General features: G+C 68.5%; 21 protein-coding genes and 1 tRNA gene. 17 read left to right on the top strand and 5 right to left on the bottom strand.

The genetic code is table 11. From position 1 onward, the window contains the following. Together HNR40_RS41450 and HNR40_RS41445 are read left to right on the top strand one after the other, a co-directional pair. On the top strand, positions 1-306 hold a 306-nt coding region (locus tag HNR40_RS41450; protein ID WP_281395767.1), incomplete at its 5' end, for a TCP-1/cpn60 chaperonin family protein. Then, a complete protein-coding gene (locus HNR40_RS41445; RefSeq protein WP_184971467.1) occupies positions 306-1,334 on the top strand; it encodes a glycoside hydrolase family 113 protein in 1,029 nt (342 codons plus the stop codon). The genes HNR40_RS41450 and HNR40_RS41445, both read left to right, overlap by 1 nt. 53 nt (positions 1,335-1,387) lie before the next feature. On the opposite strand, the gene HNR40_RS41440 is transcribed toward HNR40_RS41445, so the two are convergent. Beyond that, positions 1,388-2,764 carry an MDR family MFS transporter gene (locus tag HNR40_RS41440; protein ID WP_312896712.1) on the bottom strand — a complete coding sequence of 459 codons (1,377 nt, stop codon included), beginning with the start codon at positions 2,762-2,764 and terminating at the stop codon, positions 1,388-1,390. A 464-nt stretch (positions 2,765-3,228) separates the two neighbouring features. On the opposite strand from HNR40_RS41440, the gene HNR40_RS41435 reads away from it, so the two are divergent. Continuing rightward, positions 3,229-3,636: a hypothetical protein gene (locus HNR40_RS41435; RefSeq protein WP_184971463.1), complete on the top strand. Its 408-nt coding sequence runs from the start codon at positions 3,229-3,231 to the stop codon at positions 3,634-3,636. A 43-nt stretch (positions 3,637-3,679) separates the two neighbouring features. Further along, entirely contained in the window at positions 3,680-4,780 is a 1,101-nt protein-coding gene (locus tag HNR40_RS41430; RefSeq protein ID WP_184971461.1) for a serine hydrolase domain-containing protein, read from the top strand. Between the two features lie 174 nt (positions 4,781-4,954). Here the strand turns inward: HNR40_RS41430 and HNR40_RS41425 are convergent, their stop codons facing one another. Together HNR40_RS41425 and HNR40_RS41420 are read right to left on the bottom strand one after the other, a co-directional pair. Then, positions 4,955-7,261, bottom strand: a complete 2,307-nt coding sequence (locus tag HNR40_RS41425) for a 2OG-Fe(II) oxygenase (protein ID WP_246510200.1) — start codon at positions 7,259-7,261, stop codon at positions 4,955-4,957. A 422-nt stretch (positions 7,262-7,683) separates the two neighbouring features. Next, a tRNA-Leu gene (locus HNR40_RS41420) sits at positions 7,684-7,769 on the bottom strand. A gap of 310 nt (positions 7,770-8,079) precedes the next feature. On the opposite strand from HNR40_RS41420, the gene HNR40_RS41415 reads away from it, so the two are divergent. After that, positions 8,080-8,661 (top strand): hypothetical protein, encoded by a 582-nt coding sequence (locus tag HNR40_RS41415; protein ID WP_312896711.1) that lies wholly within the window; start codon positions 8,080-8,082, stop codon positions 8,659-8,661. A 230-nt stretch (positions 8,662-8,891) separates the two neighbouring features. Beyond that, positions 8,892-10,859, top strand: a complete 1,968-nt coding sequence (locus HNR40_RS41410) for a chaplin family protein (protein ID WP_184971457.1) — start codon at positions 8,892-8,894, stop codon at positions 10,857-10,859. A 114-nt stretch (positions 10,860-10,973) separates the two neighbouring features. Here the strand turns inward: HNR40_RS41410 and HNR40_RS41405 are convergent, their stop codons facing one another. After that, positions 10,974-11,159, bottom strand: a complete 186-nt coding sequence (locus HNR40_RS41405; protein WP_184971456.1) for a DUF5703 family protein — start codon at positions 11,157-11,159, stop codon at positions 10,974-10,976. 191 nt (positions 11,160-11,350) lie between these two features. Here HNR40_RS41405 and topA point away from each other — a divergent pair, with 191 nt between their 5' ends. The 6 genes from topA to HNR40_RS41375 all read left to right on the top strand — a co-directional run bounded on the left by topA (position 11,351) and on the right by HNR40_RS41375 (position 20,378). Then, positions 11,351-14,041 carry a type I DNA topoisomerase gene (gene topA, locus HNR40_RS41400; RefSeq protein ID WP_184971454.1) on the top strand — a complete coding sequence of 897 codons (2,691 nt, stop codon included), beginning with the start codon at positions 11,351-11,353 and terminating at the stop codon, positions 14,039-14,041. 56 nt (positions 14,042-14,097) lie between these two features. Next, positions 14,098-15,318, top strand: coding sequence for a metallophosphoesterase (locus HNR40_RS41395; RefSeq protein ID WP_312896710.1), 1,221 nt, complete (start codon positions 14,098-14,100; stop codon positions 15,316-15,318). Between the two features lie 70 nt (positions 15,319-15,388). Then, the gene (locus HNR40_RS41390) at positions 15,389-15,898 is read left to right on the top strand and encodes a helix-turn-helix transcriptional regulator (RefSeq protein WP_221341444.1); all 510 of its coding nucleotides are present in this window, start codon (positions 15,389-15,391) and stop codon (positions 15,896-15,898) included. Positions 15,899-16,066: 168 nt separating this feature from the next. Further along, positions 16,067-18,076, top strand: a complete 2,010-nt coding sequence (gene tmk / locus HNR40_RS41385) for a dTMP kinase (protein ID WP_312896709.1) — start codon at positions 16,067-16,069, stop codon at positions 18,074-18,076. A 9-nt stretch (positions 18,077-18,085) separates the two neighbouring features. Further along, complete coding sequence (locus HNR40_RS41380; RefSeq protein ID WP_184971451.1) at positions 18,086-19,258, top strand: DNA polymerase III subunit delta'; 1,173 nt, start codon at positions 18,086-18,088, stop codon at positions 19,256-19,258. A 577-nt stretch (positions 19,259-19,835) separates the two neighbouring features. After that, on the top strand, positions 19,836-20,378 hold the full coding sequence (locus tag HNR40_RS41375) for a SigE family RNA polymerase sigma factor (RefSeq protein WP_184971449.1): 543 nt from the start codon (positions 19,836-19,838) through the stop codon (positions 20,376-20,378). 25 nt (positions 20,379-20,403) lie between these two features. On the opposite strand, the gene HNR40_RS41370 is transcribed toward HNR40_RS41375, so the two are convergent. Beyond that, positions 20,404-20,676 (bottom strand): hypothetical protein, encoded by a 273-nt coding sequence (locus tag HNR40_RS41370; RefSeq protein ID WP_184971447.1) that lies wholly within the window; start codon positions 20,674-20,676, stop codon positions 20,404-20,406. Here HNR40_RS41370 and HNR40_RS41365 point away from each other — a divergent pair. The 5 genes from HNR40_RS41365 to HNR40_RS41345 all read left to right on the top strand — a co-directional run bounded on the left by HNR40_RS41365 (position 20,675) and on the right by HNR40_RS41345 (position 26,187). Continuing rightward, a complete protein-coding gene (locus tag HNR40_RS41365) occupies positions 20,675-21,400 on the top strand; it encodes a permease-like cell division protein FtsX (RefSeq protein ID WP_184971446.1) in 726 nt (241 codons plus the stop codon). The genes HNR40_RS41370 and HNR40_RS41365 overlap by 2 nt on opposite strands. A 193-nt stretch (positions 21,401-21,593) precedes the next feature. Next, a complete protein-coding gene (locus HNR40_RS41360; RefSeq protein WP_376773576.1) occupies positions 21,594-22,439 on the top strand; it encodes a PSP1 domain-containing protein in 846 nt (281 codons plus the stop codon). Between the two features lie 329 nt (positions 22,440-22,768). Next, a complete protein-coding gene (locus HNR40_RS41355; protein ID WP_184971444.1) occupies positions 22,769-23,677 on the top strand; it encodes an LLM class flavin-dependent oxidoreductase in 909 nt (302 codons plus the stop codon). Beyond that, a complete protein-coding gene (locus HNR40_RS41350; protein ID WP_184971442.1) occupies positions 23,667-24,311 on the top strand; it encodes a TetR/AcrR family transcriptional regulator in 645 nt (214 codons plus the stop codon). The genes HNR40_RS41355 and HNR40_RS41350 overlap by 11 nt, the downstream gene beginning before the upstream one ends. A gap of 430 nt (positions 24,312-24,741) precedes the next feature. After that, the gene (locus HNR40_RS41345) at positions 24,742-26,187 is read left to right on the top strand and encodes an alpha/beta hydrolase (protein WP_184971439.1); all 1,446 of its coding nucleotides are present in this window, start codon (positions 24,742-24,744) and stop codon (positions 26,185-26,187) included. Positions 26,188-26,193 lie beyond the last annotated feature (6 nt).

The following is a 26,193-nucleotide window of genomic DNA, read 5'->3' as shown; positions in this document are numbered from 1 at the left end:
GGTGCGGCGATCGTGAAGAAGGCGCTGGAGGAGCCGCTGAAGCAGATCGCGGTCAACGCCGGTCTCGAAGGCGGCGTCGTGGTCGAGCGCGTGCGCAACCTCACCCCGGGTGAGGGTCTCAACGCGGCGACCGGCGAGTACGTCAACATGTTCGACGCGGGCATCCTCGACCCGGCCAAGGTCACCCGCTCGGCGCTGCAGAACGCCGCCTCCATCGCGGCGCTGTTCCTGACCACCGAGGCCGTCATCGCCGAGAAGCCGGAGAAAACCACGGCCGTTCCGAGTGGCGGGGAGATGGACTTCTGATGCGCGCCTACGGAATCACCTACGACACCGGCTTCACCTCCGCCGGATCCACCACCCACGAGCCCTTCGACCCCGGCATAGTCCGCCGGGAAATGCGGATCATCCGCGACGACCTGGGCTGCGACGCCGTACGCATCACCGGAGGCGTCCAGGACCGCCTGGAAACCGCCGCCCGGCACGCCACGGAAGCGGGCCTGGAGATCTGGTATTCGCCGTTCACCAACGGCTTGACCCAGGAAGAGCTGATGGCGTTCCTCCTGGACGCCGCCGAACGAGCCGAACGCCTGCGCCGGGCAGGAGCGCGCGTCGTCCTGCTCACCGGGTCCGAGATCAGCCTGTTCACCAGCGGCTTCCTGCCTGGCGACACCCTGGAGGAGCGTCTGGGCCTGTTGAGCGACCCCGAGCGCATGCGCGCCGCCCTCCCCGCCCTGCACAGCGCGATCAACGCCTTCTTCAAGGAGGCCGTGGCCGGAGTGCGCGAACGTTTCGGCGGTCAGGTCGGCTACGCCTCGCTCCCTTTTGAAGGGGTCGACTGGACACCGTTCGACGTCATCGCCACCGACGCCGGATACCGCGACGCGACCACGCCACCCGCCTGGCTGGAGGGCCTGCGGGCGCAGGTCGCGCAGGGCAAGCCGTTCGCCGTCACCGAGTTCGGCTGCGCCACCCACCGAGGAGCCGCCGCGCTGGGCGGCCGCGGCGACTCCATCGTCAAGTACGACGAGCACGCCCGGCCGCGCCTGCACACCCAGGTCACCAGAGACGAGGACGAACAGACGCAGTACGTGCGGGAACTCCTCGCCATTTACGAGGAAGCGGGGGTGGACGCGGCGTTCGTCAACACGTTCGCCAACCGGCACCTGCCCCACTCCGACAGCCCTGAGCGCGACTTCGACACCGCCGCCTTCGGCGTCGTCAAGATCCTGGAGCACGGCGGCATGGGCACCGCCTACCCAGGACTCCCATGGGAACCCAAATCCGCCTTTCACGCCCTGGCCGACTACGGACGCGTACGACATAAGCCTTGAGACGCGAGTGAGGGCCCGCCACGCACAGGCGGACCCTCACCGGAGTGTGGTTGTCAGTGCTCGACGGGGTTGTCCGATCGGGCGGGAAGGATCAGGGCGGCGATGACCACGGCCACGGACAGCACCGCGCCGATGATGAAGGCCAGTCGCATGCCGTCGAGGAGCGCGACGGTCCCGATGACTCCCTCGGCCTTCAGCGAATCGGCCCGCGCGCTCATCACGGTGATCACGAGCGCGGTGCCGATGGCCGCGGAGACCTGCTGCAGCGTGCTCAGGATCGAGCTGCCGTGAGAGTACAGATGCGAGGGAACCGCGCCGAGCCCGAGGGTGAACACCGGAGTGAACAGAGCCGCCAGGCTCACCATGAGCAGAGCATGCAGTCCGAGAATCTGCCAGAACGGCATGGTCATGGTGACCTGAGTGAACCCGACCAGCGCCAGCATGATCCCGATAGAGCCAGGAATGACCAGCACCCGTCCACCGAACTTGTCGAACAGCCGCCCGACAGTCGGACCGAGCAAGCCCATCGCGAGACCACCGGGCATCACCAGAAGCCCGGTCTCCAGCGGGCTGAGCCCGCGGATGGTCTGCAGATACAGCGGCAGCAGGATCATCGAGCCGAGCATCGACATGAAGGCGACCGACATCAGAATCAGCGCGACGGTGTACGTGCGGTGGCGCAGCGTGCGCAGGTCCATCAGCGGCACACCGCGCTTCTGCAGCGACATCTGACGAAGAACGAAGGCACCGATCAGGAGCAGTCCGACGCCCACGATCGCGGCGGCCATCCCCGGCGAGCCGCTCTCGAACCTGCTGAGCCCGTAGACGAACCCGCCGAAACCGGCGGCGGCGGTCACCACGCTCAGCCAGTCGATCGTGCTGAACTTCGGCTCCCCGACGTTCTTGAGCTGCTTGAGTCCGCCCCAAGTGATCAGCCCGGCGATGGGAAGCACGACGATGAACAACATCCGCCACGTCCCGAACTGAAGAATCAGACCCGACACCGCCGGCCCCATGGCAGGCGCGACCGAGATGGCGAGGGAGAGATTCCCCATCACCCGGCCGCGGTCAGACGGGGGCACGACCTGCATCAGCGTGGTCATCAGCAGCGGCATCATCACAGCCGTGCCGGACGCCTGGACGATCCGGGCGCCCAGCAGCACCTCGAACGTCGGCGCTGCGGCGGCCAACGCGGTGCCCAGCAGGAACAAACCCATCGCGGTGGTGTACGCACTGCGCGTGGACACGCGCTGCAGGAACCATCCGGTGATCGGGATGACAGCGGCCATGGTCAACATAAAGGCGGTCGAGAGCCATTGGGCGGTCTGCTCAGTGATGTGCAGAGCTTCCATGAGCTGCGGGATCGCATTGATCATGATCGTCTCATTGAGAATGACCACGAACGTGGCGAGCACCAGCAGCCGGATCACGGCCGGAGTACGACCTGCGGCGACGCCGGTCGTTGGCTTGGCGGGTGAGTCGAGCTGAGGACTGGACACGGAACCTCGATCTGGATTGTCGGATATGACGTGGTCACGGCTGGCATCCCAGCCTTGGGTCTCACAAGAAGTTGTGGTCATGCAAAGACTGACCGGCACCACCGACAAAACTCATCGCCCCCGCACAACATTCCGGGAAGAGACATGAAATGTCACCCGGTTTTCACCCGGAAGTCGATCACCAAATCACCCGTGTAGGCCCCCAAGCAGCCCCATGACCAGCACAAACACCCGCAAGAGGCGCGCGTGAGCGCCAAAGGGGCTCCCTCACCGACGAGTCGGCGATTTCATGTCAGCGGCCGCGTCAGCACGGTGACCACCCGGTATCAGGGCACATGGCGATGCTTTGGAGCACCGCAAGACCGCAACTCCCAAAAGATCCAAAGGAGCACACCATGTCTGTCACCCTCACCGACCAGGACAAGGCCACCCTGCGCACCGCCGCCTACGGCGCCGTCTCGCTGATCTCCGTCGCCGATGTCGCCGGCTCGCCCCACAAGGCCGCCACCCACGGCTCCGTCGCCCTGTCCACCGCGACTGGCCTGATCGGGCACGTCCTCGCCGCGAAGAGCAAGGACATCAACCTGTACGGCAAGACGGTCGCCGAACTGGCCGACCGCGTGCTGCCCGCCCTGACCGAAGCCGTCAGCCGGCTCAAGCAGCAGGACCCGGCCGAGGCCGGCAACTTCCGCGACACCGTGATCGTCGCCATCGAGGCGGCCGCCCGTGCCCACCAGGCTCAGCCCAGCCCCACCGTCGCCGACATGACCCGCAAGATCACCGAGGCCCTCGACGCCGCCTGACAACACACCTCACCCGACGTACCAGATCAAAAGGAGCACCACGATGACCACCACCCACGAGACTCGCCCGGAACTGCAGAAGGCCATCCAGGAGTTCGTCGACTCCGGCCTGGCCACCGGAGTGCAACTGCGCGTGAACGACGAGCAAGGCGAATGGGTCGGCAGCGCCGGAGCGCGCGAACTCGGCCGGCCCGACAAACCGGCGACCGACGGACTGTTCCGGATCGGCAGCACCACCAAGACCTTCACCGCGACCCTGGTCCTGCAACTGGTGGCCGAAGGCCGGATCACCCTGGACACCCCGGTCGACGACCACCTGCCCGAGTACGAGCTGGACCGCCGCATCACCGTCCGCATGCTGCTGCAACACACCAGCGGCGTGTTCAACTTCACCGGCGAGTACTACCCCGACGGCACGTTCGCACCGGGAATCCCCGGCCTGGGCAAGGAGTGGGTGACCGACAACCAGTCCCACACCTACAAGCCAGAGGAACTGGTACGGCTGGCGCTGTCCAAGCCGGCGCGGTTCGAGCCGGGAACCGGCTGGAGCTACTCCAACACCAACTACGTGCTGGCCAGACTCCTGGTCGAAAAGGTCACCGGCCGCACGTTCCCGGAGGAGATGGAGGCGCGCATCCTGAGCCCGCTCGCCCTGTCAGGCACAGTGGTGCCGGAGGCCTCACCCGACATCCCCGAGCCGCACGCCCACGGCTACTACCGCTACCAGGACGGCGAGGAGTGGAAGACGGCCGACACCACCCGCTTCAACCCCTCCTGGATCTCCGCCGCCGGTGACATGATCTCGACCACCAAGGATCTCCACACGTTCTTCTCCGCCCTGAACTCCGGCAAGCTCGTGCCCGCCCCGCTCCTGGCCGAGATGCGCAAGCCCGACCCCACGATCGGGTACGGCCTGGGGGTGTTCGTGGAAACCACCGAGGACGGCGTCACCCTCCTCCACCACAACGGCGGCTTCTGGGGCTGGGCGGCGATCATGTACAGCACCCCCGACGGCAGCAAGACCATGACCGCCTCGGTGACCACCGGCGAAGCCGAACTCGACCTGGTCGCCATGTCCGGGGCCTTCGAGAAGGTGAAGCAGCAGCTGGTCAAGGCGGTCTTCGGTGACGAACAGACCCAATAGCCGCACCCACCGTGCCCACCCGGCCCCCGGTCACCCCCGACATGGTCTTTCCGGCCAGGGTGACGGGGGCACTGCGCTGGTGCGACGCAGCCGCTCCGGCCTATATGGGGTACGGGTCTGTGTCCGAGGCCTGGCGCCACCGGACGCACATGGCTTGCCGCCGTCCCTGACGGATCAGGTGGAGACCTTCCACTCATTGGTCAGCCAGGCCAGATCCACTTGGTGGCGCTCGCGGGCGAGACTCTCGCGTTCGAAGAGGGCTTCTGTCTTGGTCAGCACCAGGGTGTACGGGCGGCCTTGCCGTCTGGTCTCGTGACGGACCGGCAGTTCGGCGTCATCTATCCGGGCGTGGACATGCCTGCGCCTGTCCTTGGCGAGCGGCCAGTCGAGAGCACGTCGTTCAGGATGCCGGAGAAACGTGCCGAGCACTTCGCAAAGCTCGCACGCGCATCCGGTGGGCAGTGCGATCGACCAGTCGCCCGGCGCCCGTTGCGGCTGTGCCAGTGCTGCCCGGATCTGTTCGGCAGAGCTGATCGCCAGCTCGCCGAAGCCCGCCCGGTGCGACCCGGCGGCGCGCAACGTGGCCATCGCCAGTGCGTGTGCCCGATGGCCGGCTGTCCGCGCGAGGTTGTGGGCGTCATCCAGCACGTTTGTTGATCCGAGTTGGGCCGCGGCCGCGATGATCCCGGAGCAGGGCGCGCCCAAAGTGGTAAGCCATGCTTCCTGTCGGGAGGTGAGCGGCCCGTCGAGCGCAGGACCGATCTGGCCCGCGAGCATCGTCCACGACAGATCGACGATACGGCGGGCGGCCGCGGTGGACGGGCTCCCCTCCACCGAGAGCGCGGCACACAGCCGGGGGAGGTTCTCGAGCCACTCCAGCGGCGCCTGGACGAGACCGTAGGAGGCGGGTCGCCAACCCTCGGACCAGTCGTGCAGCAGGCCGTCGATCCAGGTGCCGCCGTAGTGCGCCGCCAGGCCGGCGAACGCTGGGCCGTGCCCGGGGGCCAGCCGCTCCAACGCGAACGGCCGCAGGAGCATGACGGCGAGCTGCGCGTCGTCAAGCTCCCTGGCAGTTTCCAGTGCCTTGCCGAGAAGTTCGGCCTGGGCGGGGTAACGTCCCGCGGCGTGCCAGAAGGACTCCAGCGACCGCGCCGCTTCACGGGCCTGCGCGTTCATTCCGGCGCGGGCCATCGCCGTGAGCTCGTCCAGCGCCCACCCCGGAGACGCTTCGGCCCGGCTGGCGAAGCCCTGGCCCCGTGGCCAGATGACCAGCGCCGCCCGCCGGTACCAGCGGTCCAGGGTGTTGCCGTAGTTGCCCATGTATCCCTCGTACTCCGAGGTGTAGGGCGTCATATCGGCCGTCGGGGTCGTCGAGGCCACCTCGGCGTCGCTGATGTCCAGCGCAATGTCCTCGAGCCGCCCTGTTTCCGGGCCGATCCAGTGGGCGAGGGTGGTGGACGTCTCGATCAGATCCTGAAGGACGTAATCCCGGTCGTCCGCGCTGCCCGAGCCCTCGTCACCGGGGTCCTCGTCCTCATACTCGCCGTACCACTCATCCTCATCCTCGTCAGGATCGTAGGCGCCCCAAGTCTCCTGGATCTCCGCAAGGGCCAGAGTGATCTCGCAATCCGCCTGCTCCGCTGCGGCCCGCAGGAGGGCGCCTCGCGTGGCGTCGGCGCCCTTCAACCGGGACCAGCTCAGCCCGCGGGCTGTGTATTCATGGTCGAGGAGGTACGCCAGCCGCGTCGGCGGGTTCCCCTTGCGAGTGCTGTACGGCAGGACGACCGGGGTGGCGAAGTGAGCGAGAAGACTGGTCGCGAGCTTGTTGACCAGCGGACTCTCGGCCATCGCAGCCTGGGTGTCTCCTGCCAGGAGGAGGTTGTAGGTGAGGGTGACACGGTTGCCCGTTGTGACGGGAAGAACCTGGTGACGGCAGTCCGCGTAGAAAGCCACCAGCGATGCCGAGGTCTTCAGCCCACGATATTTCCTGGACTGGCCCTGATGCTCGACGACGAGCTCGCCACCGGTGTGCGCGGACGGCAGCGCCACCACCAAGGTCGCGACCATGGCATCGTCCTTCTCGGAGTCCTGGTGCGCGACGAAGAACTGCCCGGTCTCGTACAGGAGCATGGAGTGCAGCTCCGGCGTGAGCTTGCAGTGCGGCGGCAACCCCAGTTCCTGGCGCATCCCGTCGAGGACTGCCGCGAACGACTCCGTCCACTCGACGCGCACCAGCTCCTTGGGAATCTCCCAGGTGTCGCGCACCTCCGGATCGGTCAGGGTCTGCTCGCCCCGCCCGAACCGGGCACGGTGACCGAGCCCGCGCAACTGGGCGGCTTGCTCATCGGAGACGGGAAACCGCAGCGGGCCGACTCCAGCGACCGCCACCAACAGCTCGGTTTTGGGAAGCTTTCGACAGACGCTGGACGCGATGGGTTCCGCCGATGCATCGAGCAGCTCGGCCACTCGTTCACGAGCCATGCCGGGCACGAAATCCTCCTTGTCGTGAAACCAAATTACTGCGCAATGAGGGTGCTCCGGAGGGGCATTCAGGAATGCCATCGCGGATGCCGAGGAGCACGATCGGGACCTCTACGCCACCAACCGATCACGGGAGGAGGCGGCGTGCGCCGCGAGCGTGGCGGGATGAATGCGTGAGGAGCAGTCCCGCCGCACGGCCCTGGAACACTGTCGCCACCGACTTCCATCCGCCAGCTCGGCCAGCCTCGACCGCGACGCGCTGGCCGGAAAGGTACGTGAGCTGGGAAGTCTGGCAGACGTCCTAGGGCGAGCCGAACCCGTCGGCGAGGCCAAGGTCTACGCGGAGCTGACTTACCACCCCGGAAAGCGAAAGATCCTGGTCGCATCCAAGAGCGACCAGGATCACATCGGTGAAGGGTACGTGTCCGAGGGGGGACTTGAACCCCCATGCCCCGCAAAGGGCACTAGCACCTCAAGCTAGCGCGTCTGCCTATTCCGCCACCCGGACTTGGTGCCTGCACGCGGGACCGTCATCCCGCGTCGGCGAGAGAAAGGTTAGCAAACTCTGGGGGGTGCGTCATACCTGGTTTCGCCGCCGGCCCAACGAAGAGCATGGGGAACCCCGGCCGGCCAGAGAAAAGCGTGCCCAATCAGCGGGTAGGGGATGGTTTGGGGCGGTGGTTCTTGACCTCTTCCTGGATCTCTGCTGAAAAGCCCTTGCGACAACGTTGGGTGCTGCTACGGTTACGGACCGTTGAGGGGTGAGTCCATGGACCGGCCTCACATGGTGGGGTCGGTTCTGGAGCTTGGGAGGTCACGTGGCACGCACGCCGGTGCAGCAGCTGAGGGCGATGTCCCTCGTTGCGCGGCGTGTGCGCGTGGCCGTTCCCACGGAGGGCGCGATCACTGATCGGCAGGACCGGATGGCGCGGTTCGCGGCCGGCGCCGGTCAGGTCATCGCCCGGGCAGTCGCGGTTGGGGCCCTGGTGGCCGCCGGCTGGCTGCTCGCTCTTCTCTTCGGGATGCTCACCGCCGCTCCCGCGGCGGCCGACACCTCTCACGCCACGGTCGCCGCCGGGCCCGTATCGGGCGATTTCCCCACGGCGGGCGACGCCGTCTCGGTCACGGACAATGCCGAGGCGATGGCAGGCCTGAAGGTCGACGGGCTGACCAGCCAGTCGACCCCGGGCATGCCCGATCCATCCACCGCGTCCAAAAACCTGGGCGCCAATGGGCTGGCCCCCAATGGCGGTGGCAGTGGCCCCTTCGGGCCGAGTATGGGGGACGTCGCGAGGTCGGTGTTCGACCCGCGGCTCCTGGCACAGCGCGCCCCCCTGGCGTGCGTGCTGCCCCCCGTCGTCCGTACAGCGGCGGACGACCCTTCTTTCTCACCTGACTGATCTAAGGCGTCATCGGCCGGCCCTGGTCTAAGGCCCGGCGGCGGAGCGTGGGCGAATCTCTGAAGCCCCTCCGCGAGCGAGCGAGCCAGTCAGTCAGTCAGTCAATCAGTCACAGGTTCGCATGCCCCGTGATCTTCGCTGAGCGGTGCCCCATCCAGAGGGCGCGCACGGTCTCGGGCTGCCCGCGAACTGTCAGGTAATCCCCCCAAGAACCACTAGGAGCATTCATCATGCGTACGTGGGCAAAGGCATCGGCCCCGGCGGCTCTGCTCGCCGTAGCGGTCATGTCCTTCGGCGGCGGTACGGCTGTCGCCGACACCTCGGGCAACTCATCGGTTGGCGGCGGAAACCAGGTCAACCTGCCCGTCTCCCTGCCGATCGACATCAGCGGCAACGCCGTCGGCGCGGCCGGTCAGTCCAGCGCCACCTCACAGGGCGGCGCCTCGGTCGAGAACACCGCCAAGGGCGGCATCCCCGGCAAGACGTCCGGCAACAGCAGCGTGCTGGGCGGCAACCAGGTCAACGCGCCCATCAGCGCGCCGGTCAACGCCTGTGGCAACGCGGTCTCGCTGTTCGGCAGCTCCGACGCGGGCTGCAAGGGCGGCGCGACCGTCAAGAACTCCGGCAAGGGCGGCGCCGGCGGCAACAAGACCTCGGGTGACAGCAGCCTTCTCGGCGGCAACCAGGTCACCGCGCCGATCAGCGCGCCGGTCAACGCCTGCGGCAACGCGCTGGCGATCTTCGGCGACGCGACCGCGGGCTGCAAGGGCGGCTCGTCCGTCAAGAACACCGGCGTCGGCGCCGGCGGCAACACCACGTCGGGCCGGAGTTCCGCGCTCGGCGGCAACCAGGTGATCGCGCCCATCAGCGGCCCGATCAACATCTGCGGCAACGCGATCGCCGTCTTCGGCCAGGCGTTCGCCGGTTGCAAGGGCGGCTCGTCGGTCACCAACGGCGGTGGCAAGCCCGGTCACGGGTACCACTCCGCCCACGGCAGGGGTTCCAGCGGCAACGACACCGACGGGCGTTTCGGCGCCGGCAGCGGCAACCAGGTCGTCGCGCCGGTCAGCCTGCCCATCACGGCCTGCGGCAACGCGGTCGGCAACGCGCCGGCTGGCTGCAAGGGCGGCAGCACCGTCGAGAACACCGCCGCGGGCAGCGGGGCGGGCGGCAACACGACCTCCGGGCGTTCCGGGGTTCTGTCCGGCAACCAGGTGATCGCGCCGATCACCGCTCCGATCAACGTCTGCGGCAACGCCGTGGCCGCGTTCGGCGAGGCCTTCGCCGGGTGCCGCGGCGGCGTGTCGGTGAAGAACGGCGGCAAGGGCGCCGGCGGCAACACCACCTCTGGCAAGTCGGGTGTCGGCTCGGGCAACCAGGTCGTGGCCCCGATCACCGCTCCGATCAACGCCTGTGGCAACGCGGTGGCCGCGCTCGGCCTGGCCGAGGCCCACTGCAAGGGCGGCGCCAGCGTCAACCCGCACAACGGCATCGGCGGCGGTGGCAACACCACCTCCGGCCAGTCGGGCGTGCTCGCCGGCAACCAGGTGATCGCGCCGATCACCGCTCCTGTCAACGTCTGCGGCAACGCGGTGGCCGTCCTGGGTGACGCCGCCGCCGGGTGCCTCGGTGGTTCGCACGTCGGCAAGCCGGTCGAAGAGGGCCACGGCTACGACCACTACGCGCGCCCCCGTTCGGGAAGCGTCGCCAAGAGCAGCGGCCTGCTGCCCGCACTGCCCCTTCCGGCTCTGGCCAGCCTGAAGGACGCCGGGAACGTGACCCAGCAGATGCGCTCCGGCGGTCTGCCCCCGCTGCCCGTCGTGGGCGACGTGACCCAGACCCTGGGCCTGCCCGCGCTTCCCGGCCTGCCCGGTCTGCCCGGCCAGCCGGCCACCCCTGCCACGCAGGGCAAGAACCACCTGCCGGTCAAGACCAAGAACCACACCGCTTCCGGCAACCCGCTGTCGGCACTCGGCCCGGTGGGCGGGCTGGCCTCCGCGACTCCGGTCGGCGGCGCCGTAGCCTCGACCGCGGGCACGCTGCCCGTCGGCGACCTGGGCCTGATGAGCGCCGCCCAGCCCGCGGGGGTCACGGGGATGAACTCGACCTCGTTGTTCGCGCTGGTGCTGGGTGCGATGTTCGCCGCGTCCACGACGCTGTTCGCGACCACCCGCCGGCTGCGGCTCGGCAGGAAGTAGTCCAGGTACGGCTCTCGCTCACAGCCAGTGAGTAAGTAGCGTGAGACGCTTTGCCCGTTCTGGGGGGCGCGGCCCCGGGACGGGCAAAGCCATGTCCAGAAGCGGTCAAACAAATTAGAGGGTGCGGCGAACTCGGATGATCTTGCGGCGCAGCCGTACCCGACGGCTTCCATCGGGATACACGCGCACGAGAGACAGCTCCCACTGGCCGTACTCAGCGTGTTCTGTCAGCAGTTGACGTGCTGCTTCGCGGGAGGTGTCGCGTGGAATGAAGATATCCATGTAGGAGTAGTCGGGCACAACGATTAGTCTCCAGGGTGAGTCAGGGCGCGAGGCTGCTCGGTGGGCCTTATTCTGCGTCCTTGTGGGTGGACCCGAAAGCTAGTGGGTAGCCCGGGGGAAGGAAAAAACCCGCAATCCGGGTTACCTTGCAGATCTGTGCCGGACTCCGGCAGGGGGAAGCGCGAACGAACAGCGAGGTAGGAAGCAGCGTGCCAGCCAACAACGGCGCCGGCGGAACACGCCTGGTGATCGTCGAGTCGCCCGCCAAGGCGAAGACGATTGAGAAGTACCTGGGGCGTGGCTACGTCGTCGAGTCCAGCATCGGCCACATCCGTGACCTGCCGGAGCGGGCCGACGACATCCCCGAGAAGTACAAGGGGGAGTCGTGGGCTCGGCTCGGCGTGAACGTGGAGCACGAGTTCGAGCCGCTGTATGTCGTCAACGCCGACAAACGTGCCCAGGTCACCAAACTCCGGCAGCTCCTGAAGGACGCCGACGAGCTCTACCTCGCCACTGACGAGGACCGCGAGGGCGAGGCCATCGCGTGGCACCTGCAGGAGGTGCTGAAGCCGAAGGTGCCGGTGCACCGCATGGTCTTCCACGAGATCACCAAGCAGGCGATCCAGGAAGCCGTCGCGAACCCGCGCACCCTCAACCTGCGCCTGGTCGACGCCCAGGAGACGCGCCGCATCCTCGACCGCCTCTACGGCTACGAGGTCAGCCCGGTCCTGTGGAAGAAGGTCAAGCCGCGCCTGTCCGCGGGCCGCGTGCAGTCGGTCGCGACCCGGCTGGTCGTGGAGCGCGAGCGGGACCGGATGGCGTTCACCGTCGCCAACTACTGGGACCTTTCTGCCCTTTTCGACACCGGCAAGGCCGAGGAGCGGCCGCGTGACTTCACCGCCACGCTGTCGACGGTCGACGGGAAGCGGGTCGCGCAGGGCCGTGACTTCGCCTCCACCGGCCAGCTGAAGACGGCCGGCGTGCTCCACCTGTCCGAGGCGGCCGCCGGTGAGCTGGCCGGGCGCCTGCGCGCCTCGTCGTTCCGGGTCAAGTCGGTCGAGCGCAAGCCGTACACGCGCAAGCCTTATGCGCCCTTCAGGACGACCACGTTGCAGCAGGAGGCCAGCCGCAAGCTGGGCTTCACCTCGAAGCACACGATGCAGGTCGCGCAGCGCCTGTACGAAGAGGGCTACATCACCTATATGCGTACCGACAGCATCACGCTGTCGGAGACGGCCATCGCCGCCGCGCGCTCTCAGGCCATCAAGCTGTACGGCGCCGCCTACGTGCCCGACAAGCCGCGGGTATACGCCAGCAAGGTGAAGAACGCGCAGGAGGCGCACGAGGCGATCCGCCCGTCGGGTGAGGAGTTCCGCACTCCTGGTGAGACCGGGCTGAGTGGCGACAAGTTCCGCCTTTACGAGCTGATCTGGCAGCGGACCATCTCCTCGCAGATGAAGGACGCGGTCGGCGAGTCGGTCACGGTGAAGGTGGCGGGCGCGTCGTCGGCTGGTGAAGAGGTCGAGTTCAGCGCCTCCGGCCGCACGATCACCTTCCACGGCTTCCTCAAGGCCTACGTCGAGGGCGCGGACGATCCGTCGACCGACCGCGACGACTCCGAGAAGCGCCTGCCGAACCTGGCGGAGGGCGACGCGCTGGACCTGAGCAGGCTCGACGTGGCCGCGCACGCGACCAAGCCGCCCGCCCGTTATACGGAAGCGACGCTGATCAAGGAGCTGGAGGATCGGGAGATCGGGCGTCCTTCGACGTACTCCTCGATCATCGGGACGATCCTCGACCGCGGCTACGTGTTCAAGAAGGGCACGGCGCTGATCCCGTCGTTCCTGGCGTTCGCCGTGGTCAACCTGCTGGAGCAGCATTTCGGCAACCTGGTCGACTACGACTTCACGGCCGAGATGGAGAAGGTCCTCGACGACATCGCCAATGACCGCGCCGAGCGGGTGCCCGAGCTGCAGCGCTTCTACTACGGCGGCGACGGCGACGAGGGCCTGAAGGAGATGGTCACCGATCTCGGCGAGATCGACGCCAAGGAGATCAGCTCCTTCGCGATCCGGGACAGCGACATCGTCCTGCGGGTCGGTCGATACGGCCCGTACCTGGACAGGGAGGGCTCGCGGGTCAACGTCCCCGAGGACATGACGCCGGACGAGCTGACCGCTGAGAAGGCCGAGGAACTGTTCTCGCGGCCGACCGGCGACCGTGAGCTCGGGCAAGACCCGGCGACGGGCAACATGATCGTGGCCAAGGACGGGCGGTTCGGCCCGTATGTCACGGAGGTCCTGTCCGCTCCGGCCGAGGACGAGACGCCCAAGAAGCGGACGAAGAAGGCGGATGCCGCGAAGCCGCGGACGAGTTCGTTGTTCAAGACGATGTCGCTGGACACGATCACGTTCGAGGAGGCGCTCAGGCTGCTGGAGATCCCGCGGCTCGTGGGTGAGCTGGAGGGCGAGCCGGTCGTCGCGCACAACGGCAAGTTCGGTCCCTACCTGAAGAAGGGCACGGACTCGCGCTCGCTGGCCGCCGAGGACGACCTGTTCACGGTCACGATCGAGCAGGCCAAGGAGCTGTTCGCGCAGCCCAAGCAGCGTGGCAGGGGCCGCGCCGCGGCCGCGGCGCCGCTGCGTGAGCTGGGCGAGGACCCGCAGTCCAAGAAGCAGATCGTGGTGAAGGAAGGGCGTTTCGGCCCCTATGTCACCGACGGCGAGACCAACGCCTCCCTGCGCAAGGACGACAGCGTGGAGGAGATCACCACGGAGCGGGCGGCCGAACTGCTGGCCGAGCGGCGTGAGCGGGCGCCCGCGCCGAAGAAGAAGACGACCACGACCAGGAAGGCTCCGGCCAAGAAGGCTCCGGCGAAGAAGCCGGCCGCCAAGTCCTGAGAAGGCTCTCAGGCGGCGCCGCGCGCGTTGTCGGCGCCGCCTCGTAGCATGACCGCGTGGGATTCGCCGTCATGATGATCGTGGTCGTTCTGGCCGTGCACTACTACCTGTGGCGCAGGCTGGTCCGTTCGACCACCGCGCCCGGCCGGTCGCGCCGGGCCCTCACCTGGGTCATGGTCGGCCTGGTCCTGCTCGTGGTGGCGACCTTCATCGGCACCCGGGTGGAGGCGGGGCTGTGGTGGCTGGCCTGGCCTGGCTACATCTGGTTCGCCATGATGTTCTACCTCGTGGTCTTCCTGGTGGTGCTGGAGATCCCGCGGGCCGTGCTGAGCCGGTTGTGGCGGCGGCCTGCCGTACATGAGGTGAAAGAGCCGGTATTGGTCGCGGGCGGGGCGCCGCCCGCGACGGAGCCCGCCGAACCGCCGCCGCCGTCCGGCGGCGAGGACGTGAGCAGACGCCTGTTCATCGGGCGCGGCACCGCGCTGGTCGCGGGCGTCGCGGCCATGGGCACGGTGGGGTACGGCATGCGTACCGCCCTGGGGCCGCCGGTGATCGAGGCGGTCAAGGTCACGCTGCCGAAGCTGGATCCCCGGCTGGGCGGGTTGAGGTTCGCGGTGGTCAGCGACATCCACCTGGGGCCGCTGACCGGGATCGGGCACACCGAGCGCATCGTCCGGATGATCAACGAGCTCGAGCCCGACGTGGTCGCGATCGTGGGCGACCTGGTGGACGGGACGGTGGCGGAGCTGGGGGCGCTGGCGAAGCCGTTCCGGAGCCTAGAATCCCGATATGGCGCTTATTTCGTGACCGGTAACCACGAGTACTACACGGCCAACGGGCCGAACGAGTGGATCAAGGAACTCGACGGGCTGGGCGTGCGGTCGCTGCGCAACGAGCGGGTGGAGATCCGTCATCAGGGCGCGGTGCTCGACCTGGCCGGGGTCAACGACATCAACGGCGCGACCATGAACGACGGCCCCGACTTCGACAAGGCGCTCGGCGGGCGGGACGCGGCGCGGCCCACCGTGCTGCTCGCCCATCAGCCGGTGCAGGTGGACCGGGCCAAGGATTATGGCGTTGACCTGCAGTTGTCCGGGCACACGCACGGCGGGCAGATGGTGCCGTTCAACCTGGTGGTGCCGTTCCAGCAGCCGGTGGTGTCGGGGCTGGCGACGGTCGACGGCGTGCAGGTTTACGTCACCCGGGGCGCGGGTTTCTGGGGGCCGCCGGTGCGTGTGGGCGCGCCGCCGGAGATCACACTGCTGGAGCTGAGCTGACTTCCCGATTCCCCTGACGGGCCCGGCCCACCCGGCGTAGTATCCAACCGGATACCGAGGAGGTGGGCGGTTGCGTACGCCTGACGTCAGATTCTGGGCCGAGCGCGGCGGGTTGCTGCTCAAACGGGCCAGACAGGCCGCCAGCATGAACCAGACCGTGCTGGCCGACCTGAGCGGCACGTCGCGTACGACGCTGTCCGCCTACGAGCACGGCCGCAAGTCGCCGACGCTGGAGACCGCGGGCCGCATCCTCGACGCGGCCGGCTTCCACCTGGCGCTGGAGCCGAAGATCGAGTTCACCGAGCACGAGGGCTCCTTCCACGTGCCCGACCGCCTGCCACGGTTGCCGGCCGAGCGGGCGCTGGCCACGGTCGACTATCCGGCGGGCCGGCGGCGCGACCTGGCCGACAGAGCCGACCGCGGCGCGGTCTACTCCGCCGTGCTACGCGAGGGAAGCCCCGCTGACCTGCTGCGCTATGTCGACGGAGTGTTGCTGGTGGAGCTCTGGGGAGAGCTGGATCTGCCCGAGGCGGTCAGAGCCGCCTGGACGCCCCTGGTGCGCGAGTGCCGGACGGCATAGCGATGGGGGCCCATTCGGGGTCTGTGCCCTGCACAGGGGCCCCAGGACGTAATACCCTCAGGCGCGAGCAGCCGGGCTTTTCCGGCACGTCTCGTGACCTCCCACGCCCGGCGAGCACCTGGATACGCTGACACTATGACCGCCCCTGGCCGACCCAGACCAGCACATGTGCTGGCTCACGCCCCATTCCGCAAGCTGTGGACGGCCATGTCGGCGTGCAGCCTGGGTGACTGGCTGACCATCCTGGCGTTGACCGCCGTCGCGGGAAACCTCTACCAGGGCGACCCGCGCGTGCAGGCGCTGGCCATCGGCGGCGTCTTCGTCGCCAAGATCCTGCCGGCGATCCTGCTCGGACCGCTGGCGGGCGCGCTCGCCGGCCGTTTCGACCGCCGGATGATCATGGCGGCGACCGGCCTCGCGAGGTTCGCGGTGGTGCTGTCGGCGGTGTTCGTGGGCGGCTACCAGTGGCTGATCGTCACGATGGTCCTCGTGGAGTGCGTCACCCTGCTCTGGACGCCGGCCAAGGACGCGACGGTGGCCGACCTGGTGCCCAGGGAGCGGCTGGAGCCGGCCAACCGGCTCGACCTGCTCGCGACCTACGGCACCGCGCCGCTGGCGGCCCTGCTGTTCGCCGTGCTGTCGGTCGCCGCCGGCCTGCTGCGCGCGGTGACCCCGTTCTCGCCCGCGACGGAGACGGCCGGGCCGGCGCTGATCGTCGCCGCCGTCGCCTACCTCGTGTCGGCGGTGCTCATCTTCACGCTCCGCGACATCCCCCGGCGTACCGGGGCGATCCCGACGCCGTCGGTGCTCAAGCAGATCGTCGAGGGCCGCCGGTCGGTCGGCGGCAACCGGCTGGTCCGCGGGCTGATCATCGGGATGCTCGGCGCGTTCGCCGCCGGCGGCGCCGTGGCGGTCCTGGCCAAGCTGTACGTCAGCCAGCTCGCAGGCGGCGACGCGGCCTACGGCATGGTGTTCTTCGCGGTCTTCGCCGGTATCGCGCTCGGCATGTTCTTCGGGCCGAGGCTGCTGGCCGGGCTGTCGCGGCGGCGGCTGTTCGGGCTGTCGATCGTGGTCGCGGGCGTGGCGCTGGTGGCGATCGCGCTCATCCACAACCTGGTGATCGTGGTCATGCTGACCGGGCTGCTGGGCGCGTGCGCGGGCATCTCGTGGATCATCGGCTACACGCTGATCGAGCTGGAGGCCGAAGACTCGCTGCGCGGGCGCGTCCTGCCGTTCCTGCGGGCGGCGGCGCGGTTGACGCTGCTGCTGGTGGTCCTGGTGGGCGGCGCGCTGGCGGCGGTGTTCGGGGTGCACGAGCTGGCCTTCGCCGGATACGACTACGACTTCGACGGCGTCAACCTGGTGCTGGTCGTCGGTGGCGTGCTCGTCACGGTGGTCGGGGTCCTGAGCTTCCGTCACCTGGACGACAGGAAGGGCGTCCGGCTGTCGGAGGACCTGGTCGCGGCGGTGCGCGGTGACCATTACGCGCCGGGGTTCGACGAGGAGACCCCCGGGCTGTTCCTCGCCTTCGAGGGCGGGGAGGGCTCCGGCAAGACGACGCAGTCCCGGCTCGTCGCGATCTGGCTGCGCGACCAGGGCTACGACGTCGTCCAGACCCGCGAGCCCGGATCCACCAAGGTCGGCATGCGGCTGCGGGCCATCCTGCTCGACGCGGCCGAGCGCGGGCTGTCGGCGCGCTCCGAGGCCCTGCTCTACGCCGCCGACCGGGCCGAGCACGTCGAGAAGGTGATCCGTCCGGCGTTGGAGCGGGGCGCCGTGGTGGTCACCGACCGCTACGTCGACTCGTCGCTGGCCTACCAGGGCGCCGGGCGGGAGCTCGACCCGGCCGACGTGTCCAAGGTCAACGCCTGGGCGACCGGCGGGCTGGTGCCGCACCTGACCGTGCTGATCGACACGCCGCCGGAGATCGGGCTGACCCGGCTGGGCGGGGCGGCCGACCGGATCGAGTCGGAGCCGCTGGAGTTCCACGAGCGGGTGCGCAAGGAGTTCCGCGCGCTGGCCTCGGCCGCGCCCGAGCGCTACCTGGTCGTCGACGGCACGCTGAGGCCCGAGGAGATCACCCGTTCGATCCAGGACCGGGTGCGGGAGATCCTGCCTGATCCGGTGCCGGAGGCGTCCGAAGACATCACGGGCACGATGCCGGCCATCCGCGACTAACCTTGCTCTGTGGGCGTCTTCGATGACCTTGTCGGCCAGGGCCAGGCGGTAGCCGTACTCTCGCGTGCCGCCGCTGCCGCGCGCGAGGTCGTCGGCGGCGGGCGGGGCGCGGGCATGACGCACGCGTGGTTGTTCACCGGCCCGCCGGGCTCCGGGCGTGAGGAGGCCGCGCGAGCCTTCGCCGCCGCGCTGCTCTGTCCGGACGGCGGATGCGGCCACTGCGACCAGTGCCATCAGGTGATGATCGGGTCGCATCCCGACCTCGAATCGGTCCGTCCCCAAGGGCTGTCCTATGGCGTGAAGCTGACCCGTGAACTCATCCTGCGGGCCGCGGGCGCGCCGACGCAGGGGCGGTGGCGGGTGATCCTCTTCGAGGACGCCGACCGGGCCACGGAATCGGCCCAGAACGCGGTGCTGAAGGCCATCGAGGAGCCGCCGCCGCGTACCGTGTGGCTGCTGTGCTCGCCCGCGCCGGACGACATGATGATCACCATCAGGTCGCGCTGCCGGGTGATCACGCTGACCACGCCGGGCACGGAGGCGGTCGCGCACGTGCTGGCGACGCGTGACAGCGTGCCGGCGCCGATGGCGCAGTTCGCGGCGCGGGCGGCGCAGGGGCACATCAGCCGGGCGCGGTCGCTGGCGCTGGACGAGGGGGCGCGGTCGCGGCGGGAGGCGGTGCTGGCGATCCCCCGGTCGCTGACGGGGGTGGGGGAGTGCATCACCGCTGCAGAGCGCCTGGTCAAGACGGCCGAGGAGGAGGCCGCGGCGGCCACTGCGGCGCTCAATGAGACTGAGACGTCCGAACTGCGCAAGTTGTATGGCGAGGGGTCGACCGGGAAAGGTCTCAACCGCGGGCTGGTGCGTGGGGGCGCGGGGGCGTTGAAGGAGCTGGAGGACCGGCAGAAGTCGCGGGCCACACGGATCAAGCGGGACTCGCTGGACTCGGCTTTGCTGGAGCTGGTGTCGTTTTATCGGGATGTGCTGGCCATGCAGTTCGGGGCTGGGGTGGAGTTGGCCAACGACGATCTGCGGTTCGACCTGGATCAGGTGGCTCGGGGGGGTACACCTGAGGAGACGTTGCGGCGGATCGAGGCGATCATGGTGTGCCGGGAGCGGCTGGACGCCAACGTCAATCCGCAGATCGCGGTGGAGGCCCTGATGCTGTCCTTGCGCGGCTGACCGCTGTCTTTGTTCCCGGCCGCAGCTTGCTGCGGGCCGTTCTCTCTTTTTCGTTTCTGGTTTTTGTTACGGCAAGCCGCCCCCACGCCACCCGCCGATGTTGGCGGGCGTGTCGTGGGGGTCGCTTCTCACGTCGGACGTGGCGAGCACCGTCACGGCCTGCGTGCACCAGACAGGTGGCTGTGGAGTCGGCATGACCATCCAGGTGGCGCGCAAGCCCTGTGCCGCTGAAGACCTGCGGTGTCACAGACTGCCCGTGGCCGCCTGGGGTGTCACGGTCGGCCCGCGGACGCCGGGAGGTATCAGGACGCCGGGAGGTATCAGGGACAGGCTGCGGGCGCCGGGAGGCATCAGGGACAGGCTGCGGACGCTGGGAGGTGTCAGGGACGGGTGGCGGTGGCCGGCAGGTGCTAGGGACAGCCTGGGTCGCCGGGGTTCGGACAGCTCGCGGATGCCGCAGAGTGTCACCGGCTGCCTGGGCCCGCCGTGGGGTGTCACCGGCAGTTCGTGGTCGGCGCGGGAGGCTTTGGCGGGGCGAGAAGATATCGCGGTGACCGAAGCAGCAGACGGGCCCCACATGCGTCTCTGTGATGTGGAAGTCGAACTGCTCACCCATGGTGAACCCCTGACGCGGCAGCATGTCGACGTCGCGGCCATCTTCGCCGAGCATCAGCTGGGCCTGGTCCGGCTGGCCCTGCTCATGCTCGGTGATCGGGCCAGCGCCGAGGACGTGGTTCAGGAGGCGTTCACGCGTACCCATGCCAGCCGGGACAGGCTGCGAGATCCTGACAAGGCGCTGGCCTACGTGCGTTCGGCGGTGCTCAACGGGTGCCGGTCGGTGCTGCGGCGGAGGGCCACGGTGTTCCGGCGCGCCCTGCCGTACGATCCGCCGGTCTGGTCGGCGGAGAGCGCGGCGCTGGTCGGTGAGGAGCGCCGTGAGGTGCTGCTCGCGCTCCAGCGCCTGCCCCGCAGACAGCGTGAGGCGCTGACGCTGCGCTACTACCTCGACCTCTCCGATCCGGAGATCGCCGAGACCATGGGGATCAGCGGCGGCACCGCTCGATCCACGATCGCCCGGGGGCTTGCCGCCCTCGCCAAGCAGTTGGGGGAGAGGTCATGAACAGCCCTGTGGAAGAACGTCTGCGTCAAGCGCTGTCCGAGGCGGGGGCAGTCATCGACCCGGAGACCCTGCGCCCGTTGAGTGCGGGGTCGGCGGTGCGACGGCGCAGGGTTGACATGCGGTGGATCGGGGTGAGCTGGGCGCGTGTGCGGTTGCTGATCCCGCGGGCGAGCCGCCGGTGGGTGACGGTGGCCTCGGTCGTGGTGGCGGCCGGTGTGATGACGGGGGTCATGGTCACCTCGCCCTCCGAGGGCACTCTGAGCACCGCCGCCGCGGTGCTGCCGCCGAACAGCGGCATGGCCGATCTGTCCGTCTTCCTCTGCCACGGGGATAACCCCGCGCTGCCGTCCTGCGGGGGCGAGGCCATCACGAAGGAGCAGCGCCTGGCTGTCCAACGGGCCCTGCGGAGCGCTCCCTGGGTGGAGACCTTGGTTTTCGAGGGCCAGCGAGAGGCGTTCAAGAACTTCCAGGCCGATGACCTCATCTCCGAGAGCGTCAAGAAGGCTGTCCGGGTGCAGGACATGCCGGAGTCGTTCCGGGTGAAGATCAGACCCGGGGCGGACTACCAGTCGCTGATCGCCGAGGTCAAGGCCATGCCCGGTGTCGCGCAGGTGGTGGATTCCAGCATGCTCCGGCGGCAGATGACCGCGGGGCTGCCGGAGGGGTGGCCGCAGGAGCGTACGATCTCGGTCTTCATGTGCCGACGCGGCGGGGCCAGCGCGCTGTGTGAAGCCACGCCTTCGGAACGCGGGGCGACACCTGAGCAGGTGAAGGTCGCGCACGACACGCTCCGGTCGCTGCCCGAGGTGGCGAACACCCAGGTCGAGACTCGGGAGATGGCCTGGAAGGCGCGGCAGAGCATCGGCGCCACAGCGGGCCAGACACCCGAGGACATGAACGAGTCCATCCGGCTGCTGCTTCACCCGGACGCTGATCACGCGCGCGTCATCAAGGTGATCGAGTCCCTGGCAGGCGTGGAGCGGGTGGTGGAGCACCCGTGCCCCACGTCGACGTCATGCTGACCGCTCGGCCCAACCCTCTGGGTTGATCACGCACGGGGTTGGGCCGAGCGGGCTCGTACACGAGGGGATCTTGGGTGGAGTGGGGAAAGTAGTGCTAGTGACTCTCACGTTTGGGCGGTCTACGCACGTAGTGTGGCAATGGTAGGCACCCCCGAGGCCGTCAGGAGGCGAGCTCTAGCCCATGGGAATGATCATGGCCGTGAGCTTCACACGCTACGGGAGGCTCTACTACCTCGACCCGGGCGGGCACACCCCCAAGGTGGGTGACAAGGTTCTGGTGCCCACCGACTCGGGTCCCGAGGTCGCGGAGTGCGTGTGGGCGCCGCAGTACTCGAGTGAGGACATCGACGGGCTGCCCGTGTGCGAAGGCGTCGCCGGAGACGAGCACCTGGCCCGGGACGAGAGCAACAAGCGCCGCCGCGCGGAGGCCCGCAGCGTCTCCAAGCGCCTGATCAAACGTCATAGCCTGCCCATGAAAGTGGTCGGCGTCGACTACCTCGACAAGGACAACGTCTACACCGTCTACTTCTCCGCGCCGCACCGGGTCGACTTCCGGGCGCTGGTCCGCGACCTGGCCCGTAACCTCCGCGCCCGGGTGGAACTCCGTCAGATCGGCCCCCGCGACGAAGCCCGCCTCCAGGGCGGCATCGGCCCCTGCGGCCGTGACCTGTGCTGCGCGACGTTCCTCAAGGACTTCGAACCGGTCTCGGTACGCATGGCCAAGGACCAAGACCTGCCCGTCAACCCGCTGCGCATCGCGGGGGCGTGCGGACGCCTCATGTGCTGCCTCAAGTACGAGCATCCGCTGTACGTCGAGACGCGCTACCGGATGCCGAAAGCGGGAAGCCGCGTGGCCACACCCCAGGGCGACGGCACGGTGATGGGCCACAACGTCCCGTCGGACACCGTGCTGGTCCGCCTGGACGACGGGGGGCGCCGATGCGCCTGCCCGTCGGCGTCGGTGTGCTCCCCCCGCCAGCAACACGAAAAGCAGTACGGCCCCGAAGGCGCCAACCCCGACGGCACCCCAACCCCCTGAACCCGGCCGCGAGAACGTCGGATTCCAGGCGGGCTGTGGAAGCCCGTGTGACGCAGGGCCGAGGTTGTCTGTTCCCGGGCTGGGAACTCACGGGCCGTATGGGCATTTGGGGCTAACTGCGCCGCTGTGGCAACCGAATGATCGGCTCGGTCGGGCGTTCGCCGGAAGACCGTGGACGGCTCGCGTCCCTCCACGCGCCACCTCCACGCGCTGACCCCGCAGCGTCGTCACAGGCGGCGCGGTCATGCGGCGAGGCACACTGAACGGTGTAGTTGACAGTAGATACTGAACGGTTTAGTTTCGAAGGGAGATCATATCCGGAGGTTCTCATGGAGTTCGGTTTCTCCCTTGTCCCGACACCCGACATAGCCGCCCATCGCGAACTGGTCACCGTTGCCGAGGAGTCCGGCCTCGACCTGGTCGGCGTACAGGATCATCCCTATGCCCCCTCCCAAGTCGACGCCTTTGCCCTGATCGGCACCCTGTTGGAGCACACCGAGCGGATCCGGTTCTTCCCTGATGTCGCCAGCCTGCCGTTGCGTCCGCCGGCCGTACTCGCGAACACTGCGGCGACTCTGGATCTGGCCTCTGGCGGGCGGTTTGAGCTGGGCATCGGTGCGGGCGGCTACTGGCGGGCGATCGCCGGCATGGGCGTGCCCGAGCTCAAGCCCGCGGCGGCCCTTGACGCGCTCGGCGAGGCGATGGAGATCATGCGCGCGCTGTGGAGCCCAGACCAGCCGACGGTACGGCTGCGCGGCGAGCACCACACGGTCAACGGCGTGCATGCCGGGCCACCGCCGGCCCACCCGATCAACATCTGGGTCGGCGCGCAGGGGCCGAGGGCACTGCGGTTCACCGGCCGGCTGGCCGACGGGTGGGCGGCGCCGATCCCGTCCTATCTGCCGTATGAGAGCTGGCCCGAGGCGAACGCCCTCATCGACCAGGCCGCGCGCGCCGAAGGCCGTGACCCGGCCGCCGTCATGCGGATGGCGCAGGTCGTCGGCACCATCACCACCACCTCGGGCGAACTGCCCGAACACGGCTCCGATCCGGTACGCGGCACGCCGGACCAATGGGCCGATTTCCTGGCGAAGCTCGCCATCGAGCAGCCGTTCACCACGTTCATCTTCTGGCCGGAGCAGCAGTCGGTCGAGCAGGTGGTGCGCTTCGCGACCGAGGTCGTCCCGCTGGTCAAGGAGAGGACACCAAACGGTGTAGTTTACGCGCATGAACGTTGACGAATTCGGCCTCCCGATCATCCCCGATGCGGTCAACGTTTCGCAGCGCAAGCGCGAAGCGATCATCGACGCGGCCAAGGTCGAGTTCCTCAAAGAGGGATATACGGCCGCATCGGTGGATGCCATCGCCTCCCGGGCCGGGGTGTCCAAACCCACGATCTACAAGCATTTCGGCAACAAGGAGCGGCTCTTCCTGGCGGTGATCGGGGGGATCCTGCCGCAGACGTACGCGCATCTGGAGCCCTGCAAGTCGAAGATCGCCCAGGCGGACGACCTGCGGACCGCCCTCATCGGCCTGATGACCGAATGGGCGGAGATCCTCCTACGTCCCGACATCATGGCCCTGCGGAGGCTGGTCATCGGCGAGATCGACCGCTTTCCGCAGCTCGGGAACGCGTGGTACCGCATCAGCGACAAGATGAACAACGAGCAGCTCGTCGAGGCGTTCGAGATCCTGGATGAGCGCGGGCAGATCAGCGTGCCCGACCCGGTCCTCGCCGTGCGGCAGCTGGTGGCGGCCACGATCGGCGTGCCACAGCTGCTCCGCACGTTCGACCCCCGCGCGGAGATCGACCTCAAGCGCACCATCACCTCAGGCGTCGACCTCTTCCTCGCCCGCTACCGCGCGACCTAGTTGACCCGGGTGATCAGAGAGCAGCACCCGGGTCGAGGGGCGCTGCTCCGCGAGGGGAGTACCCACGTCGTGGGGCGCCGCTCCCGCGAGGGGGAGTGCCCGCGTCGAGGGGGTGGTTCGCGACGGGGAGAGCGTCCGTGTCGAGGGGGTGTCGGTTCGGGAGGGGGCAGTGTGTGCGTCGAGGGGTGCCGGGTTGGGCGCCTGTGCGAGGGGATCCGGTTCGCGACGGGAGGCAGGGTCGGGTCGAGGGGCGCTGGTTCGCGACGTGAGGCAGGCCCCCGGGTCGAAGGGATCCGGTTCGTGACGGGAGGTAGCAGGGCCCGAGTCGAGAGGCGCAGGTTCGCGATGGTTGACGCAGTAGGGCATACCAGGACCGAAGCCACCCTCTCCGCCGTCAACCGCCCCATGGCGGCGATCGACTCGGCGTAGCATGGCGACAGTGTGGTGCCGAGCCCTGCTAGCCGCCCTGATGCTGCTGACCTCCGGCTGCGCGAGCGCCCAACCCCCCGCCCCGGCGACCCTGGCCTGGTCAGACTGCGGCGACGACTTCGAGTGCGCCCGCCTCCGGGTCCCCCTTGACCACGCCCAACCAGCCGGCGAACACATCGAGATCAGCGTGATCCGCCTCCCGGCCGGCGGCGACCGTATCGGCTCATTGGTGATCAACCCCGGCGGCCCCGGCGGCTCCGGCATCGATTACGCCCGCGCCGCCCCCGCCATGCTCAGCCAGGACATCCGCGAACGGTTCGACATCGTCGGCTTCGACCCCAGAGGCGTAGGCGCGTCAACCCCCATCAAATGCCTGACCGACGATCAGTTGTCCGCATTCATAGCCCTGGACGCCACCCCCGACACCCAGCCCGAGCAGTCCGCCCTGGAACAGGCGTCGAAGGACTTCGCCCAGGCCTGCCAGGCAAGCTCCCCGAAGCTCCTCCCACACGTCAGCACCACGAACGCCGCCCGCGACATGGACCTCCTCCGAGCCGCCCTGGGCGACGAAAAGCTAACGTACCTAGGCAAGTCCTACGGAACCCTCCTAGGCGCGACATACGCGCATTTGTTCCCAGGCAAGGTACGCGCCCTGGTCCTGGACGGCGCCATGGACCCCGCGATCACCCGCCAACGCCTCAACCTCGACCAGGCCAAAGGCTTCGAAACCGCCTTCCGCGCCTACGCCAAGGACTGCCTCACCACCCAGTCCTGCCCCTTCACCTCAAAGACCCCAGAACACGCCCTAGCTGAGATGTCAGAACTGCTCCGCCGTACCGACAAAGACCCCTTGACCAGCGAAACCGGCCGCCCAGTAACAGAAGCCTTGGCAACCCTGGGAGCCCTAACCCCGCTCTACGACCGAAACTCCTGGCCAGCCCTGTCCGAATCCTTGGCCGAAGCCCAAAAGGGCAACGGCACCCTGCTCCTGTCCTCTGCCGACCAGTTGGTAGGTCGCGCAGACGACGGCACCTACTCCAACCAGACCGAATCCGGAATGGCCATAACCTGCGCCGACACCCCAACCCCACCCAGCACCTCAGCACTGGCCCAAGCCGCCACCAAAGCCGCACAAGCCGCCCCAGTCTTCGGCTCCTACGTCATGTGGAGCATCCTCCCCTGCACTTTCTGGCCCCCCGCCCCAGAACCCCCAGCAACCCTGCGGGCCGCAGGCGCCGCCCCCATCCTGGTCCTAGGCACCCGCCGCGACCCCGCAACCCCATACCAATGGTCACAATCCCTAGCCGACCAACTCGAATCCGGCACCCTCCTCACCTACGAGGGCGACGGCCACACCGCCTACGGCAGCGGTTCCACCTGCATCGACACCCACGTGGACCACTACCTCATCACCCGCACCACCCCCCGCGACGGCACCCGCTGCTGATCGACG

This window comes from Nonomuraea endophytica (assembly GCF_014203235.1).
GTDB classification, from domain to species: domain Bacteria; phylum Actinomycetota; class Actinomycetes; order Streptosporangiales; family Streptosporangiaceae; genus Nonomuraea; species Nonomuraea endophytica.
This window is presented reverse-complemented; position numbering and strand designations above follow the sequence as displayed.

What these genes read in the sequence shown, in the direction of transcription:
- HNR40_RS41435 (WP_184971463.1), top strand. Translation starts at nt 3,229, where the DNA reads ATGTCTGTCACCCTCACCGACCAGGACAAGGCCACCCTGCGCACCGCC.
- HNR40_RS41370 (WP_184971447.1), bottom strand. Translation starts at nt 20,676, where the DNA reads ATGCCGCTGTTCGGCGGCAGCACCGCGGCGGCGGTGCTCAGAGTGCCC.
- HNR40_RS41345 (WP_184971439.1), top strand. Translation starts at nt 24,742, where the DNA reads ATGGCGACAGTGTGGTGCCGAGCCCTGCTAGCCGCCCTGATGCTGCTG.
- HNR40_RS41375 (WP_184971449.1), top strand. Translation starts at nt 19,836, where the DNA reads ATGCGTCTCTGTGATGTGGAAGTCGAACTGCTCACCCATGGTGAACCC.
- HNR40_RS41430 (WP_184971461.1), top strand. Translation starts at nt 3,680, where the DNA reads ATGACCACCACCCACGAGACTCGCCCGGAACTGCAGAAGGCCATCCAG.
- HNR40_RS41425 (WP_246510200.1), bottom strand. Translation starts at nt 7,261, where the DNA reads ATGGCTCGTGAACGAGTGGCCGAGCTGCTCGATGCATCGGCGGAACCC.
- HNR40_RS41360 (WP_376773576.1), top strand. Translation starts at nt 21,594, where the DNA reads ATGGCCGTGAGCTTCACACGCTACGGGAGGCTCTACTACCTCGACCCG.
- HNR40_RS41410 (WP_184971457.1), top strand. Translation starts at nt 8,892, where the DNA reads ATGCGTACGTGGGCAAAGGCATCGGCCCCGGCGGCTCTGCTCGCCGTA.
- HNR40_RS41445 (WP_184971467.1), top strand. Translation starts at nt 306, where the DNA reads ATGCGCGCCTACGGAATCACCTACGACACCGGCTTCACCTCCGCCGGA.
- HNR40_RS41365 (WP_184971446.1), top strand. Translation starts at nt 20,675, where the DNA reads ATGGCCGATCTGTCCGTCTTCCTCTGCCACGGGGATAACCCCGCGCTG.
- HNR40_RS41350 (WP_184971442.1), top strand. Translation starts at nt 23,667, where the DNA reads ATGAACGTTGACGAATTCGGCCTCCCGATCATCCCCGATGCGGTCAAC.
- HNR40_RS41355 (WP_184971444.1), top strand. Translation starts at nt 22,769, where the DNA reads ATGGAGTTCGGTTTCTCCCTTGTCCCGACACCCGACATAGCCGCCCAT.